General features: G+C 71.6%; 12 protein-coding genes. 9 read left to right on the forward strand and 3 right to left on the reverse strand.

What is annotated here, in order from left to right; genetic code table 11:
- Window positions 1–4: 4 nt before the first annotated feature.
- From tpiA to pgi, 4 genes are all read left to right on the forward strand, one after another.
- Entirely contained in the window at window positions 5–781 is a 777-nt protein-coding gene (gene tpiA, locus AB0D49_RS16975) for a triose-phosphate isomerase (RefSeq protein ID WP_362757713.1), read from the forward strand.
- Between the two features lie 167 nt (window positions 782–948).
- Window positions 949–1176, forward strand: a complete 228-nt coding sequence (secG, locus tag AB0D49_RS16980) for a preprotein translocase subunit SecG (protein ID WP_362757715.1) — start codon at window positions 949–951, stop codon at window positions 1174–1176.
- A 203-nt stretch (window positions 1177–1379) separates the two neighbouring features.
- The gene (locus AB0D49_RS16985) at window positions 1380–1715 is read left to right on the forward strand and encodes an RNA polymerase-binding protein RbpA (protein ID WP_003976875.1); all 336 of its coding nucleotides are present in this window, start codon (window positions 1380–1382) and stop codon (window positions 1713–1715) included.
- Window positions 1716–1796: 81 nt separating this feature from the next.
- Window positions 1797–3449 (forward strand): glucose-6-phosphate isomerase, encoded by a 1653-nt coding sequence (pgi, locus tag AB0D49_RS16990; protein ID WP_362757717.1) that lies wholly within the window; start codon window positions 1797–1799, stop codon window positions 3447–3449.
- Between the two features lie 649 nt (window positions 3450–4098).
- Here pgi and AB0D49_RS16995 read toward each other — a convergent pair.
- The 3 genes from AB0D49_RS16995 to AB0D49_RS17005 all read right to left on the reverse strand — a co-directional run bounded on the left by AB0D49_RS16995 (window position 4099) and on the right by AB0D49_RS17005 (window position 7740).
- Window positions 4099–6381 (reverse strand): FtsX-like permease family protein, encoded by a 2283-nt coding sequence (locus AB0D49_RS16995; RefSeq protein WP_362757719.1) that lies wholly within the window; start codon window positions 6379–6381, stop codon window positions 4099–4101.
- Between the two features lie 4 nt (window positions 6382–6385).
- The gene (locus AB0D49_RS17000; RefSeq protein WP_362757776.1) at window positions 6386–7123 is read right to left on the reverse strand and encodes an ABC transporter ATP-binding protein; all 738 of its coding nucleotides are present in this window, start codon (window positions 7121–7123) and stop codon (window positions 6386–6388) included.
- Between the two features lie 101 nt (window positions 7124–7224).
- Window positions 7225–7740, reverse strand: coding sequence for a PadR family transcriptional regulator (locus AB0D49_RS17005; RefSeq protein WP_362757721.1), 516 nt, complete (start codon window positions 7738–7740; stop codon window positions 7225–7227).
- Between the two features lie 121 nt (window positions 7741–7861).
- Here AB0D49_RS17005 and AB0D49_RS17010 point away from each other — a divergent pair, with 121 nt between their 5' ends.
- The 5 genes from AB0D49_RS17010 to AB0D49_RS17030 all read left to right on the forward strand — a co-directional run bounded on the left by AB0D49_RS17010 (window position 7862) and on the right by AB0D49_RS17030 (window position 14591).
- Window positions 7862–9115, forward strand: a complete 1254-nt coding sequence (locus AB0D49_RS17010; protein WP_362757723.1) for an ABC transporter substrate-binding protein — start codon at window positions 7862–7864, stop codon at window positions 9113–9115.
- Between the two features lie 200 nt (window positions 9116–9315).
- Complete coding sequence (locus tag AB0D49_RS17015) at window positions 9316–10989, forward strand: glycoside hydrolase family 13 protein (RefSeq protein WP_362757725.1); 1674 nt, start codon at window positions 9316–9318, stop codon at window positions 10987–10989.
- A 76-nt stretch (window positions 10990–11065) separates the two neighbouring features.
- Window positions 11066–12391 carry an ABC transporter substrate-binding protein gene (locus AB0D49_RS17020; RefSeq protein ID WP_362757727.1) on the forward strand — a complete coding sequence of 442 codons (1326 nt, stop codon included), beginning with the start codon at window positions 11066–11068 and terminating at the stop codon, window positions 12389–12391.
- A 2-nt stretch (window positions 12392–12393) separates the two neighbouring features.
- The gene (locus AB0D49_RS17025; protein ID WP_362757729.1) at window positions 12394–13755 is read left to right on the forward strand and encodes an ABC transporter permease subunit; all 1362 of its coding nucleotides are present in this window, start codon (window positions 12394–12396) and stop codon (window positions 13753–13755) included.
- Complete coding sequence (locus tag AB0D49_RS17030; protein ID WP_362757730.1) at window positions 13752–14591, forward strand: carbohydrate ABC transporter permease; 840 nt, start codon at window positions 13752–13754, stop codon at window positions 14589–14591. Before AB0D49_RS17025 ends, AB0D49_RS17030 begins: the two co-directional genes overlap by 4 nt.
- The last annotated feature ends 431 nt before the right edge of the window (window positions 14592–15022 follow it).

Here is a 15022-nt window from a genome sequence, read left to right on the forward strand (position 1 = left end):
CCGCATGACGACCCGTACGCCCCTGATGGCCGGCAACTGGAAGATGAACCTCAACCACCTCGAGGCCATCGCGCACGTCCAGAAGCTCGCCTTCGCCCTCGCCGACAAGGACTACGAGGCCGTCGAGGTCGCCGTCCTGCCGCCCTTCACCGACCTGCGCTCGGTCCAGACACTGGTCGACGGCGACAAGCTGAAGATCCGCTACGGCGCCCAGGACATCTCGGCGCACGACTCCGGTGCCTACACCGGCGAGATCTCCGGCCCGATGCTGGCCAAGCTGAAGTGCAGCTATGTCGCCGTCGGTCACTCCGAGCGACGGCAGTACCACGCCGAGACCGACGCGATCGTCAACGCCAAGGTCAAGGCGGCCTTCAAGCACGGCCTCACCCCGATCCTGTGCGTCGGTGAGGAGCTGGACGTCCGCGAGGCGGGCGACCATGTCTCCCACACCCTCACCCAGGTCGAGGGCGGTCTGAAGGACGTCACCGCCGAGCAGGCCGGCACGATCGTGATCGCCTACGAGCCGGTGTGGGCGATCGGCACCGGCAAGGTCTGCGGCGCCGGGGACGCCCAGGAGGTCTGCGCGGCGATCCGCGCCAAGCTCGCCGAGCTGTACTCCCAGGACGTCGCCGACGCGATCCGTATCCAGTACGGCGGCTCGGTCAAGGCCGGGAACGTCGCCGAGATCATGGCGCAGGCCGACATCGACGGTGCCCTGGTCGGCGGTGCCTCACTGGACTCGGAGGAGTTCGTGAAGATCGTCCGGTTCCGTGACCAGTGAGTGCCCGCACCGCTGCGAGCAGTGAGTAGGCCGTAGCGGCGTTACGTCGTACCCTTGCGGGGGCCGTAGGCTTCGTACCCGTCCGTGCCCCGCACGGGCTCCGGGCAGCGGGCTCCGGCCCCCGTCGTCGTCGATCCAGATCCGAGGAAGTTGGTCCAGCCGTGGTTATGGGGTTCTCGATCGCCCTGATCGTCTTCAGCCTGCTGCTGATGCTGCTGGTGCTGATGCACAAGGGGAAGGGCGGCGGCCTCTCCGACATGTTCGGTGGTGGTATGCAGTCCTCCGTCGGCGGCTCCTCGGTCGCCGAGCGCAACCTCGACCGCATCACCCTGATCGTCGGGCTGCTCTGGCTCGCGTGCATCATCGTGCTCGCCCTGCTCATGAAGCTGGACTGACACCGCCGCGAACCCGATCCCCACGTAACGCCCCATGTTCGGTACGCGCCGCAGAGCGCGGCCTATCATGGGGCGTGCGTCTGTGTGTGGGGCCGGTAACTCCGGTCACTGGACGCGCGTTGGGCCTTACGTAGACTGAGGCGCTCGCAGCGGAGCGAAACGCCGACTCGCTTCGCGGCACCATCACGCAGGGAGTTACGACCGTGGCAAGTGGCAACGCGATCCGTGGAAGCCGGGTCGGGGCGGGGCCGATGGGCGAGGCCGAGCGTGGCGAGTCCGCCCCGCGTCTGCGCATCTCCTTCTGGTGCTCCAACGGGCATGAGACCCAGCCCAGCTTCGCCAGCGACGCGCAGGTGCCCGAGACCTGGGACTGCCCGCGCTGCGGCTTCCCGGCCGGGCAGGACCGGGACAACCCGCCGGACCCCCCGCGCACCGAGCCGTACAAGACCCACCTGGCCTACGTCCGGGAGCGGCGCAGCGACGCGGACGGCGAGGCGATCCTCGCCGAGGCGCTCGCCAAACTGCGGGGCGAGATCTAGAACTTGGAGACCGGCCGGGCACCCCCAGGTGTCCGGCCGGAGCTGCATGGAGCCGGTCCCGGCCTGGGCTAGGTTGGGACCATGAACGCAGACGGCCGTACCCGGCTCAACCAGTCGCCCGAGTGGACCGCTCTGGCCAAGCACCGCGCACAGCTCGCGGACACCCATCTGCGGGATCTCTTCGCGGCCGACCCCGCCCGCGGCACCGGCTACACGCTCCAGGTCGGCGACCTGCATGTGGACTACTCCAAGCACCTGGTCACCGACGAGACCCTGCGGCTGCTGCGGGAGCTGGCCGCCGCCACCGATGTCTTCGGGCTGCGTGACGCCATGTTCCGTGGCGAGAAGATCAACACCACCGAGGACCGGGCGGTGCTGCATATCGCGCTGCGCGCCCCCCGGGACGCGGTGATCGAGGTCGACGGCGAGAACGTGGTGCCCGGGGTGCACGCCGTCCTGGACAAGATGGCCGCCTTCGCCGACCAGGTCCGCTCGGGGGAGTGGACCGGCCACACCGGCAAGCGCATCAAGAACGTGGTCAACATCGGGATCGGCGGCTCCGACCTCGGCCCCGCGATGGCCTACGAGGTGCTGCGCGCCTTCACCGACCGCGCCCTCACCGTCCGCTTCGTCTCCAATGTCGACGGCGCCGATCTGCACGAGGCGACCCGGGACCTGGACCCGGCGGAGACCCTGTTCATCGTCGCCTCCAAGACCTTCACCACCATCGAGACGGTCACCAACGCCACCTCCGCGCGCGGCTGGCTGCTGGCCGCCCTCGGCGACGACGCGGCCGTCGCCCGGCACTTCGTGGCCCTGTCCACCAACGCGGACAAGGTCGCCGAGTTCGGCATCGACACGGCGAACATGTTCGGCTTCTGGGACTGGGTCGGCGGCCGTTACTCCTTCGACTCCGCCATCGGACTGTCCCTGATGATCGCGGTGGGCCCGGACCGCTTCCGGGAGATGCTCGCCGGTTTCCGCACCGTCGACGAGCACTTCCGCACCGCCCCCGCCGAGTCCAACGTCCCCCTGCTGCTGGGCCTGCTCGGCATCTGGTACGGCAACTTCCACGACGCCCAGTCGCATGCCGTACTGCCCTACTCGCACTACCTCTCCCGGTTCACCGCCTATCTCCAGCAGCTCGACATGGAGTCCAACGGCAAGTCCGTGGACCGTGCCGGACAGCCGGTGGACTGGCAGACCGGGCCGGTGGTGTGGGGCACGCCCGGCACCAACGGACAGCACGCGTATTACCAGTTGATCCACCAGGGCACCAAGCTGATCCCGGCCGACTTCATCGGCTTCGCCGAGCCGGTGGCGGAGCTGAGCGAGGAACTCCGCGCGCAGCACGATCTGCTGATGGCCAACTTCTTCGCCCAGACCCAGGCCCTGGCCTTCGGCAAGACCCCCGAGGAGGTACGGGCCGAGGGCGTCCCCGAGGAACTGGTCGCGCACAAGACGTTCCGCGGCGACCACCCGACGACCACGATCCTCGCCCGCGAGCTGACCCCGTACGTGCTGGGCCAGTTGATCGCGCTGTACGAGCACAAGGTGTTCGTGCAGGGCGCGGTGTGGAACATCGACTCCTTCGACCAGTGGGGTGTGGAGCTGGGCAAGGTGCTCGCCCGGCGGATCGAGCCCGCGCTCACCGAGGGCGCCGAGGTGCCCGGTCTCGACGCGTCGACGACGGCGCTGGTGGCCACGTACCGGAAGCTGCGCGGGCGCGGCTGACCGGGGGCCCCACCTGGGCTCCCTCGGGCGGCGGCCGGAGATACCGGCGGGCTGTCTCGGGCGGTGGCCGGAGATATCGGCGGGCTGTCTCGGGCGGTGGTGGGAGATCCCGGCGGGTTCCCTCGTCGACGGTGGGAGATCCCGGCGGTCTCTCCGCATCGGCCGCCGGAGGTACCGGCGGGCTTTCCCAGGTCATCGCTGAAGACCCCGGTGGTCTCTCCGCATCGGCTGCCGGAGATCCCGGCGGGGTCTCCCCACCGGCCGCTGAAGACCCCGGTGGGCTTTCCCCACCGGCCGCCGAAGGCCGCGGTGGTCTCTCCGCATCGGCCGCCGGAGATCCCGGCGGGGTCTCCCCACCGGCTGCCGAAGACCCCGGCGGGCTTTCCCCACCGGCCGCCGAAGGCCGCGGTGGTCTCTCCGCATCGGCCGCTGAAGACCCCGGTGGGCTTTCCCCACCGGCCGCCGGAGATCCCGGCGGGGTCTCCCTACCGGCCGCCGAAGACCCCGGTGGGCTTTCCCCACCGGCCGCCGAAGGCCGCGGTGGTCTCTCCGCATCGGCCGCTGAAGACCCCGGCGGGCTTTCCCCACCGGCCGCTGAAGACCCCGGTGGTCTCGCCCCACCGGCCGCCGAAGACCCCGGTGGGCTCGCTCAGGCGACCGCGCTGAGGGAGTCCGCCAGCCGGCGCCGGGCCGCGCGGGTCGCCGGAAGCGCCGCGAGCGCGACCGCCCCGAGCACCGCGCAGCCGCCCAGCAGCGCCAGCATCGGCCCCGGTGGTCCCACGGCGATCCCGGCGCCGATCCCGCTGGACCGGCCCTGGGCGTCGATCAGCCAGTGCGCCAGCGGCAGCCCCAGCGCCAGCGCCAGCACCACCGCCACCAGCGCCGTACAGCCCGTCGCGGTCACCGTGATCGCGGTGATCTGGCGCGGGGACAGTCCGATCGCCTTCAGGGCGAGCAGATCGCGTTCGCTCTCGCGGACCGTGCCGCCGATGGTGGTGAGCAGTTCGATCAGCCCGATCAGCGCCAGCACCGCGGTCAGCCCGAGGACCACTCCGCGCAGGGTGGTCAGTCCGTCCGCCGGGTTGCCGACCGTGTGGACGTCGAGATGGCCGTCCCCGGCGTCCGCGAGCCGGGCCGCGACCACGTTCGGGTCGGCGCCGGGCGCGAGCCGTACCTGGTGCAGGGTCGGGCGCAGCGACGGGTCGTTCTCCCGCAGGGTCTCCAGCGAGGTGGTGATCACCCGGCCGGCGTTCTCCGGTTCGATGGTGCGGCCCACGATGTGCAGCACCTGCGGCTGGTCGCCGACCGTCATCCGCACCCAGTCGCCCACCCGTACGTCCAGCAGGGCGAGCAGCCCCTGACCGGCCACCGCCTCGTCCGCACCGGTCGCCCGGCGCCCCTCGGCCAGCGTGTACGGGTAGGGGTCGGCGCGGGTGCCGAGGCCGCGCAGGGCGATCGTCGCGGTCTGGCCGGGGACCAGCGCGGCCACCTCGACGCCGGGGTAGGCGTCGGTGACCTGGGGATCGCGGCCCAGCAGGGCACGGGTGCCGGGATCGGTGAGCGTGCCGTCGGCGCGCACGGTGAGCGCGGCGGGCAGCCCGACGCGCTCGGGCTCGGTGTGGAAACGGTCGATGGTGGTCCAGGCGCTCATCGCCACCACCATCAGCAGCAGCGGCAGGGTGAGCCGGGCGACCGTGGCCAGGGTGCGCGGACGGCGGGTGAACGCGGTGTGCCAGCCCAGCACCAGCGCGGGCGGCAGCCGCAGCCCCAGCGCCCGGCGGGCCGCCCCGGACAGCCGCCCCCCGCTGGACGCCGCCGGACGGGGCACCGGCACCGGCGGGATACGGCCCGCCCGCCAGGCGGCGAGCCCGGTGGTGGCGCCGATGAACAGCACCGCGAGCGCCGGAGCCGCGAACAGCACGGCGGTGTGGCCGGCCAGCCCCTGCCACACCCCGACCGCCTCCCCGAGCCGTCCCGGGATACGGGTGCCCAGCGCCTCGGTGAGCGCGGCGGCGGCCACCGCGCCCAGCAGCGCGTACAGCAGATGCTGGAGCAGATAGACCCGGACCACCTGGCCCGGGGTGAAGCCGATCGCCTTGAGCACCGCGATGTCCCGCAGATGGCCCCGGATACGGGTGCTGATCGCCCCGTGCACGGCGAGTCCGGCGGCGAGCAGCGCGCCCAGCCCGAACAGCCCCAGCACCTGGCCGAGCAGCCGGTTGTCGCCCTGTGCCTCGGACTGGGCGCGCCGCCAGTTCCCGATGTCGCGCACGGCGCCCCCGCCCAGCACGGTGACCGCGCGCTGGGTGGCGTACGCGGTGTCCTCCGGGTCGGTCAGGCGCAGACCGATGAACTGGCGGTCGGGGTCGGGGACGGCGGCCGGGGGCGCCCAGATCAGACCGGGGCGCTTGCCGGGCTGGTAGCGCGGCTCGGCGGTGTCGGCGACCCCGCGGACCCGCAGGGTGCGGGTGGTGCCGGGGATGGTGAGGGTGTCGCCGGGTTCGGCGACCAGGGCGCGGGCGAGGGAGGTCTCCAGGACCACGCCCCGCGGGTCGTCCTGGTCCAGCCAGCTTCCGTCGAGCCCTACGGGGCGGCCCACGTCCGGCTCCTGGCCGACCCCGCGCAGCTCCACGGCGGCGCGGGCGCCGCGCGAGACGACGGTGGTGGCCACGATGGGGTAGGGCCCGGCGACCGACTCCACGCCGTCCTGCCGGGCGAGCTGGCGGGTGTCGGCGGTGACGCTGGTGCGCAGCCAGACATGGGCGCCGTTGGCCTCGGTGAATGTGCGCTGCCAGGGGTTGGTGGCATAGCCGAAGAGGGCGGCGGCCAGCAGCAGCGAGGTGACGATGCCGACCGTGGCCAGCACCAGGAACAGCGCCTCGCCGCGATGGGTGCGCAGATCGGAGTGCGTCCAGCGCACCATGGCTCGCACCGGGTCAGTCCTTCAGCTCCAGCACCCCGGAGATGCCGGTCCCGCGCCGCTTCGGCGGGCCGTCCAGGGGTGCGTCGTCGGCTATCCGGCCGTCGAAGAAGCTGATCACCCGGTCGGCGGCGCTGGCCAGCCGGGCGTCATGGGTGACCAGCACGATGGTCTGGCCGCGCTGGTGGAAGCGGCCGAGCAGCCGGACGACCTCCCGGGTGCCCTTGCTGTCCAGGCTGCCCGCGGGTTCGTCGGCGAGCAGCAGCGGGGGCCGGTTGACCAGGGCGCGGGCGAGCGCGACGCGCTGCTGCTCACCGCCGGACAGCTCGCCCGGCATACTCCGCTCCTTGCCCGTCAGCCCCAGCTCGGCCAGCAGCTTCTCGCGCTCGGCGCGGGCCTGGCGCGGGGCCGTCCCGGCGAGCAGCGCGGGCAGCTCCACATTGTCGGCGACGGACAGGTTGGAGACCAGGTTGAAGAACTGGAAGACGATCCCGATCTGCTTGCGGCGCCGTACCGCCCAGCGGGCCTCGCTGTAGGCGTCGGTGCACTCGCCGTCCAGCCAGATCCGCCCGGCGTCCGGGCGCTGGAGGCCGCCCAGCAGATGCAGCAGTGTGGACTTCCCGGCCCCGGACGGACCGGTGATCGCCACGAACTCGCCGCGCCGCACGCTCAGATCGACCCCGCGCACCGCGTGTGCCGGGGCGCCCTCGCCGTGATGGGTCTTGACCAGGCCCTCGGCGCGCAGCACGGGCACGGACCCGGCACCGGACCCGGCGGCATCGGCGTCCGGGGGAGCGGTGTCCGGGGGAGCGGTGTCATCGGCGTCCGCGGGCGGGTGTGGAGCGGCGGCGTCGGTCACTCCAGCTCCTCCAGTTCTTCCTGGCACCTCTCCAGCCAGTCCAGGTCGGCCTGGAGATGCAGCATGGCCCCCTCGATGAGCAGCTGGGCCGTGCGGTTGTCCCGGTCCGACGCGGCGGCCAGCCGGGAGAGGCTGCGCATGGTGGTGAGGTACTGGCGCCGCTGCTTGTTGATCAGCGCGATCTGGTCGGCGAGACCGGTCCGCGGGGCGAGCGCCAGCTTCATGAAGAACTCGTCGCGCACCCGGGGCTCGTCGGACACCTCGTCGTACCAGACGCGCAGCGCCTCCCGCCCGGCCTCGGTGAGGTGGTAGACCTTCTTGTTGGGCCGGCCGGCCTGCTCGACGTCCTCGCCCTCGATCAGTCCTGTCTTCTCCAGGCGCCCGAGGGTCACGTAGATCTGGCCGACGTTCGGCTGAGGGTACGCGGCACCCAGCAGTTGCTCAAGGTCCTGTTTCAGTTCGTAGCCGTGCGCCGGACCGCGGGCGAGCAGGGCCAGGAGGGGCAGCCGCACCAGCGCTCTCCTCCTCGCCTCCGGGTGTAGTGCCGCAGGCCCCTAGTATCGCCCATACCTAACAGGTATACATGGCAGCGTCCGGGCGATGTGGCCCGGGAGGGTGCACGGGGAGGAACCTATGCGGTGGATACGGGCCGCGGGTAGGGGTCTTCTCGCCCTTGTCGTCGTCCTGACCGGCTATGTCTCCGCCGGGAAGCCCCCCGACGACGGGCGCGGGCCGCTCACCCTGGCCACCGGCGGGGACCTCACCGGCTATCTGCGTGCCGTCCTGGCGGGCTGGAACAGCGCCCACCCGGACGAGCGGGTCGAGGTGACCGAACTGCCCGACTCCGCCGACGAGACCTATGCGCAGATGTCCACCGATCTGCGCGCGGACGGCCGCGCCCGCTTCGACATCCTCAACATCGACGTCAACTGGACCTCCCAGTTCGCCGCGGCGGGCTGGATACGCCCGCTGCCGCGCGAGCCCTTCCCGCTGGACACCTTCCTGCCCCCGGTGGTCGACACCGCGACCTACGACGGACGGCTGTACGCCGTCCCCTATGTCACCAACGCCGGGCTGCTGCTCTACCGCAAGGACATCCTGGCCCGCGAGGGCCTGGCACCGCCGCGCACCTGGGCCGAGCTGGAGCACTACGCCGAGACCCTGGCCCCGAAGCACGGTCTCGACGGCTACGCGGGCCAGTTCCTGCCCTACGAGGGGCTCACCGTGAACGCGGCCGAGGCCGTGTACTCGGCGGGCGGCACCATCCTCGGCGACGAGGGCGAGCGGGTCACCGTCGACTCCCAGGCGGCCCGGCAGGGGATCGGGTTCCTGGCGCGCGGACTCCAGGAGGGCTGGATACCCCGGGCGGCGCTGGGCTGGAAGGAGGAGGAGTCCAAACAGGCGTTCCAGCAAGGAGAGCTGCTCTTCCTGCGCAACTGGCCCTACGCCGCCGTGCCCGACCCCGGCTCGCCGGTCGCCGGGAAGATCGGCGCGGTGCCGTTGCCCGGTCCCGACGGACCCGGCACCAGTGTGCTCGGCGGCTCCAACCTCGCCGTCAGCAGCCGTGCCGAGCACCCGGAGACGGCCGCCCGGGTGATCGCCTACCTCACCGGCGAGAGCGTCCAGCGCCAGGTCCTCACCCGGGGCGCGCTGCCCCCCGTCCGGGCCGATCTGTACGAGGACCCGGAGCTGATCCGGCGGTTCCCCTATCTGCCGACCCTGCGCGAGAGCGTGCTCGCCGCAGCGCCGCGCCCCAAGAGCCCGCGCTACGACCAGGTGAGCCTGGTGGTGCAGGCGGTCGTGCGGGACGCGCTGACTGGGAAGCAGACCCCGGCCGAGGCGGTCCGGCGCCTCGCGCGCGAGCTGGCGGCGGTCTCCGGCGGCTGAGCCCCGTTCTCCGCCGATTCTCCGGCAGCGCTCCGGTGGTAGTGCTCCGGTCCTCAGGTCGACTAGTTACGCGTTAGGTAACGTCAGTGTCTCAACTACTGCCTTCGCACCCGGATTTATCCGGATATCCGATGTCAACTCGCCAGTAGCTTCTGCATGTTCATTGACACCTGCACGACACGCTTACTTAACATGTATGCATGACGGCGGCAGCAGGCACAGACAGGTCTACCGGGGTGATTCAACCGACCTTCACGGGGCGCCACTGGTGGCGCGACGCGGTGATCTACCAGGTGTACGTCCGCAGTTTCCTGGACAGCACCGGCGACGGCATCGGCGATCTGGCCGGTGTCCGTGCCGGACTTCCCTATCTCCGCAAGCTCGGCGTGGACGGGATCTGGCTCAGCCCGTTCTACCCCTCGCCGCAGCACGACCACGGCTACGACGTCGCCGCCTACCAGGACGTGGACCCCCTCTTCGGCGACCTCGCCGAGTTCGATCTGCTGATGTCCGCCGCCCGCCGGCTCGGCATCAAGGTCCTGCTGGACATCGTCCCCAACCATTGCTCCGTGGAGCACCACTGGTTCCGGGACGCGCTCGCCGCCGCCCCCGGCAGCCCCGAGCGGGCCCGGTTCCACTTCGCCGCCGGGCGCGGTCCGGACGGCGCCGAGCCGCCCAACAACTGGCACGCCATGTTCGGCGGCTCCGCCTGGACCCGGGTCACCGAGCCCGACGGCACGCCCGGCGAGTGGTACCTGCACATGTTCACCCCCGAACAGCCCGACTGGAACTGGCGCAACCCCGAGGTGCCCGCCGAGTTCGAGGGCGTCCTGCGGTTCTGGCTCGACCGGGGTGTCGACGGCTTCCGGATCGATGTCGCCGCCGGTCTCTACAAGCACCCCGACCTGCCCGACTCCGACGACCCCGATGTCGACGCCCGCACCCGTGACTCGGTCAACCCGCTCGCCTGGAACCAGCCCGAGGTGCACGACGTGTGGCGGCACTGGCGCACGGTGTGCGACGAGTACGCCGCCCGCGACGGCCGCGAACGGCTGCTGGTCGGCGAGGTCTCCGTGCCCACCGCCCGCGAACACGCCCTCTACGTCCGCCCCGACGAACTGCACCAGGCGTTCTTCTTCGACCTGCTGGGCGCCCCCTGGGACGCCGACGCCTTCCGCAAGGTCATCTCCGAGGCCATGGAGGACATCGCGGGCACCGGCTCCACGGTCACCTGGGTGCTCAACAACCACGACCAGGTCCGCACGGTCACCCGCTACGGCGGACCCAGCACCGAGGGCAGCGGTCTCGGCGCCGCCCGCGCCCGCGCCGCCGCGCTGCTGATGCTGGCGCTGCCCGGAGCCGCGTACATCTACCAGGGCGAGGAACTCGGGCTGCCCGAGGTGGTCGATCTGCCCGACGACCAGATCACCGACCCGATCTTCCGGCGCACCGGCAGCCGGGCCCGTATCCGGGACGGCTGCCGGGTGCCGCTGCCCTGGTCCGGACAGGCGTCCCCGTTCGGCTTCACCTCCGGGGCGGCCGGCGCCCGGCCCTGGCTGCCGCAGCCGGACTACTTCGCCGAGTACGCCACCGACCGGGCGCTCGCCGACACCAGGTCGTTCTGGCATCTGTACCGGGACGGTCTCCAGCTGCGGGCCGCGCTGCCCCAACTGGGCGAGGGCGTACTGCGCTGGCTGGACCGGCAGCCCGGGGTCCTCGCCTTCGAACGCGGCGACGGACTGGTCTGCGCCGTGAACTTCTCCACCGCACCCGTGCCCGCGCCCGTCTCGGGCACCCCCCTGCTCTCCAGCGGCCCCTGCCCGGCAGGCGTCCTGCCCGGCTCCACCGCCGCCTGGTGGCTGAGCGACCAGTGAGCCACCACTGGCCGCCCGGCGTCCGACACCGATCACTCGGCGTCAACCGCATATCCGCCGAAGGGATATATCAACGATGATACGACCCCGTACCACCCTGCTCACCGGATGCACCGCCCTGGTGCTCGCCGTCACCCTCACCGCCTGCGGCGGTGACGACGTCGCCGCCGGGGGCGGTGACAAGCCGCTCAGCGGACAGACCGTCTCCGTCGCCGGTGTCTGGTCCGGCACCGAACAGCAGAACTTCCAGAAGGTGCTGGACGCCTTCACCGAGCAGACCGGCGCGAAGACCGAGTTCGTCTCCACCGGCGACAATGTCTCCACCGTCGTCGGCTCCAAGATCGAGGGCGGCAACGCGCCCGACGTCGTGATGGTCCCGCAGGTCGGTGTGCTCCAGCAGTTCGCCCAGGAAGGCTGGCTCCAGCCGCTCTCCAAGACCGCCCAGGACGCCCTGAACGCCAACTTCGCGCCGGTCTGGAAGAACTACGGCAGCGTCGACGGCACCGCCTACGGCGTCTACTTCAAGGCCGCCCACAAGTCCACCGTCTGGTACAGCCCCGACGCCCTCGCCCAGGCCGGGGTGGACGCGCCCGCCACCTACGCCGAGATGCTGGAGGCCGGACGGACCGTCTCCGACTCCGGGCTCGCCGCGTTCGCGGTGGCCGGACAGGACGGCTGGACCCTCACCGACTGGTTCGAGAACATCTATCTCTCCCAGGCCGGACCCGAGAAGTACGACGCCCTCGCCGCGCACGAGCTGAAGTGGACCGACACCTCGGTCGTCAAGGCGCTCACCACGCTCGGCACCCTGTTCAAGGACAAGCAGCTGATCGCGGGCGGCCAGAACGGCGCCCTCAACACCGACTTCCCCGGCTCCGTGGAGAAGGTCTTCGGCCCCCAGCCGGAGGCCGGCATGGTCTACGAGGGCGACTTCGTGGCCGCCGTCGCCAAGGACGAGTACGGCAAGGTCATCGGCGAGGACGCCGACTTCTTCCCCTTCCCGCCGGTCGACGGCGGCAAGGCACCGGTGGTCAGCGGCGGTGACGCGGCCGTGGTCGTCAAGGAGGGCAAGAACCAGGAGGCCGGCATGGCCTTCGTCGAGTGGCTGGCCACTCCGGAGGCCGCCGCCGTCTGGGCCGACCTCGGCGGCTATCTCTCCCCGAACAAGTCCCTCGACCTCGCCACCTACGGCGACGATGTCACCCGCGCCACCGCCAAGTCCCTGATCGACGCGGGCGACGCGGTCCGGTTCGACATGTCCGACCAGGCCCCGGCCGCGTTCGGCGGCACCAAGGGCGCCGGTGAGTGGAAGATCCTCCAGGACTTCCTGCGCGACCCGTCCGACCCGACCGCGACCGCCGGGCAGCTGGAGGACGCGGCGGCCAAGGCGTACAAGGACTGACCGTGACCGCCACCCTCGTGAAAGAGGCGGGCACCCCGCCGCCGGACCCCGCCGCGGAGCGTACGCGGCGGGCCCGGCGGCGGGGCCGGGCCGCCGCCGTGCTCTTCGTCCTGCCCGCGCTGCTGCTGCTCGGCGCCCTCGTGGTCTACCCGGTGCTGTTCTCCGTCGGCCGCAGCCTCTTCGACGCCTCCGGCACCGGCTTCGTCGGCGGCGGCAACTACGCGGAGATCTTCCGCGACCCCGTCACCCTCAAGGCGCTGCGCAACACCGCGATCTGGGTCGTCGTCGCCCCGGTCCTGCTCACCGGCCTCGGACTGATCCTCGCCGTGCTGGTGGAGAAGATCCGCTGGGCGACCGCCTTCAAGCTGCTGCTGTTCCTGCCGATGGCGGTGTCCTTCCTCGCGGCCGGCATCATCTTCCGGCTCGCCTACGACGAGGACCCCGACAAGGGCGTCCTGAACGCGGCCGTGGTCGCCGTCCACGACTCCTTCTCCGGCACCTCGTCCTACCCCACCGCCCGCGCCCGGGACGGCCAGGGCATCGCCCAGGGCCAGGACGGTTCCTACACCACCGAGCAGGCGGTGTCCCCGGGCAGCACCAGCGCCCTCGGCCTGGTCGGGGTACTGCCCCGCGATCTGCCGGACGGCGCGAGCCCCGCCGAGGCCGCGGCCTCCGGGACCGCCGCCCCCGACGAACTGCGCGGTGTGGTCTACCTGGACTTCACCGCGGGCGGCGGCGGACAGCAGGGCCGGGTCGACCCGGGCGAGAGCGGACTGCCCGGCATGACCGTGGAGGCGGTACAGGGCGGCCGTACCGTCGCCCGTACCACCACCGGCGACGACGGGTCGTTCCGCTTCGCCGGACTGGACGGCGGCTCCTACCAGCTACGGCTGCCCGAGTCCAACTTCGCCCCGGCCTACGACGGGATCTCCTGGCTCGGCCCGACCCTCGTCACCCCCGCCATCATCGGCGCCTATCTCTGGATCTGGACCGGCTTCTCCATGGTGCTGATCGGCGCCGGGCTCTCCACCCTGCCCCGGGACGCGCTGGAGGCCGCCCGGATCGACGGGGCCAGTGAGTGGCAGATCTTCCGGAAGATCACCGTGCCGCTGCTCGCCCCCACCCTGACCGTCGTCTTCATCACCCTGGTCATCAATGTGATGAAGGTCTTCGACCTCGTCTACATCATCGCGCCAGGACCGGTGCAGGAGGACGCGACCGTGCTCGCCTCCCAGATGTGGCTGGTGTCCTTCGGCGGCGGCAACGACCAGGGTCTCGGCAGCGCGCTCGGCGTCCTGCTCCTGCTGCTGGTGATCCCCGCGATGGTCTTCAACGTCCGCCGCTTCAAAAGGAGTCAGGGATGAACGCGATCCGGCGCGGACTGGGCAGCGCCGTCGTCCAGGCGTTCCTCGTGGTCGTCGCCCTGGTCTGGATGACCCCGCTCGCCGGGCTCCTCCTCTCCTCGCTGCGGTCCGCCGAGGACACCGCGACCGGCGGCTGGTGGACCGTGTTCACCAGCCCCGGCCAGCTCTCCTTCGACAACTACACGGCACTGCTGGACAACTCCGGGATCACCCGGGCGTTCTGGAACACGGTGCTGATCTCGGTCCCCGCGACCCTGCTGGTCGTGGCGATCGCGGCGCTCGCCGGATACGCCTTCGCCTGGCTGGACTTCCCGTTCCGCGACACGATCTTCCTGCTGGTCGTGGCGCTGCTGGTGGTGCCGGTGCAGATCGGTCTGCTGCCGGTCGCCAAGCTCTTCGGCCAGCTGGGGCTGTTCGGCACCATCCCGGGCGTGGTCCTCTTCCATGTCGCCTACGGACTGCCGTTCGCGGTGTTCCTGCTGCGCAACTACTTCGCGGAGATCCCGAAGGAGATGCTGGAGGCGGCCCGGATGGACGGCGGCACCGAGTGGCGGATCTTCACCCGGCTGGTGCTGCCGGTGGGCAAGCCCGCCATCGCCAGCCTCGCCATCTTCCAGTTCCTCTGGGTCTGGAACGACATGCTGGTGGCGCTGCTGTTCGCCGACACCTCCTCGCAGCCGCTGACGGTGGAACTCCAGTCCCAGATCCGGCAGTTCGGCAGCAACATCGACGTCCTCGCCCCCGGTGCGTTCCTCTCGCTGGTGGTCCCGGTCGTCGTGTTCTTCGCCTTCCAGCGGCACTTCGTGCAGGGCGTGATGGCGGGCTCGGTGAAGTGACCGGGCCATGACACCCGCCCGCTTCTGACTCCCCGCAGGCGTCCACCTCCCTGCCGGCGCCGACGGGGGAACGGGGGCGCCGGGTCCGTCCGGCACGGCCCGAAAGCGGCGGACGGCCCCGGCGCCCCACCTGCACCACCTGCACCATTTGTACGACCCGTACGACCCGTACGACCCGTACGACCCGTACGACCCGCACCAACCGGTGAAGCGCGCCGGGCCCGTTCGCAGCGGCGGGTGGGTCCGGCGTCCGTCGCCGTGTGTGCCGGACGTGTCCGAAGCGGCGGACACGTCCGGCCCCGGTGACCGGGCCGGGTCCACCCGAAGCGGCGGGTGCCGTGTAGCCCAGGTAGTCCGGGCTGCGGGTGGGCAGGGTGACACCGGTGAGCTTGTCGGCGGCGCCCGCGAAGTAGTCGATGATGCCGTGCGCG

The sequence above is a fragment of the Streptomyces sp. NPDC048290 genome, assembly GCF_040652095.1.
GTDB lineage: Bacteria > Actinomycetota > Actinomycetes > Streptomycetales > Streptomycetaceae > Streptomyces.

Coding starts and splice junctions, on each gene's coding strand:
- tpiA (WP_362757713.1), top strand. CDS start 5: ATGACGACCCGTACGCCCCTGATGGCCGGCAACTGGAAGATGAACCTC.
- AB0D49_RS17030 (WP_362757730.1), top strand. CDS start 13,752: ATGAACGCGATCCGGCGCGGACTGGGCAGCGCCGTCGTCCAGGCGTTC.
- pgi (WP_362757717.1), top strand. CDS start 1,797: ATGAACGCAGACGGCCGTACCCGGCTCAACCAGTCGCCCGAGTGGACC.
- AB0D49_RS17015 (WP_362757725.1), top strand. CDS start 9,316: ATGACGGCGGCAGCAGGCACAGACAGGTCTACCGGGGTGATTCAACCG.
- secG (WP_362757715.1), top strand. CDS start 949: ATGGGGTTCTCGATCGCCCTGATCGTCTTCAGCCTGCTGCTGATGCTG.
- AB0D49_RS17010 (WP_362757723.1), top strand. CDS start 7,862: ATGCGGTGGATACGGGCCGCGGGTAGGGGTCTTCTCGCCCTTGTCGTC.
- AB0D49_RS17020 (WP_362757727.1), top strand. CDS start 11,066: ATGATACGACCCCGTACCACCCTGCTCACCGGATGCACCGCCCTGGTG.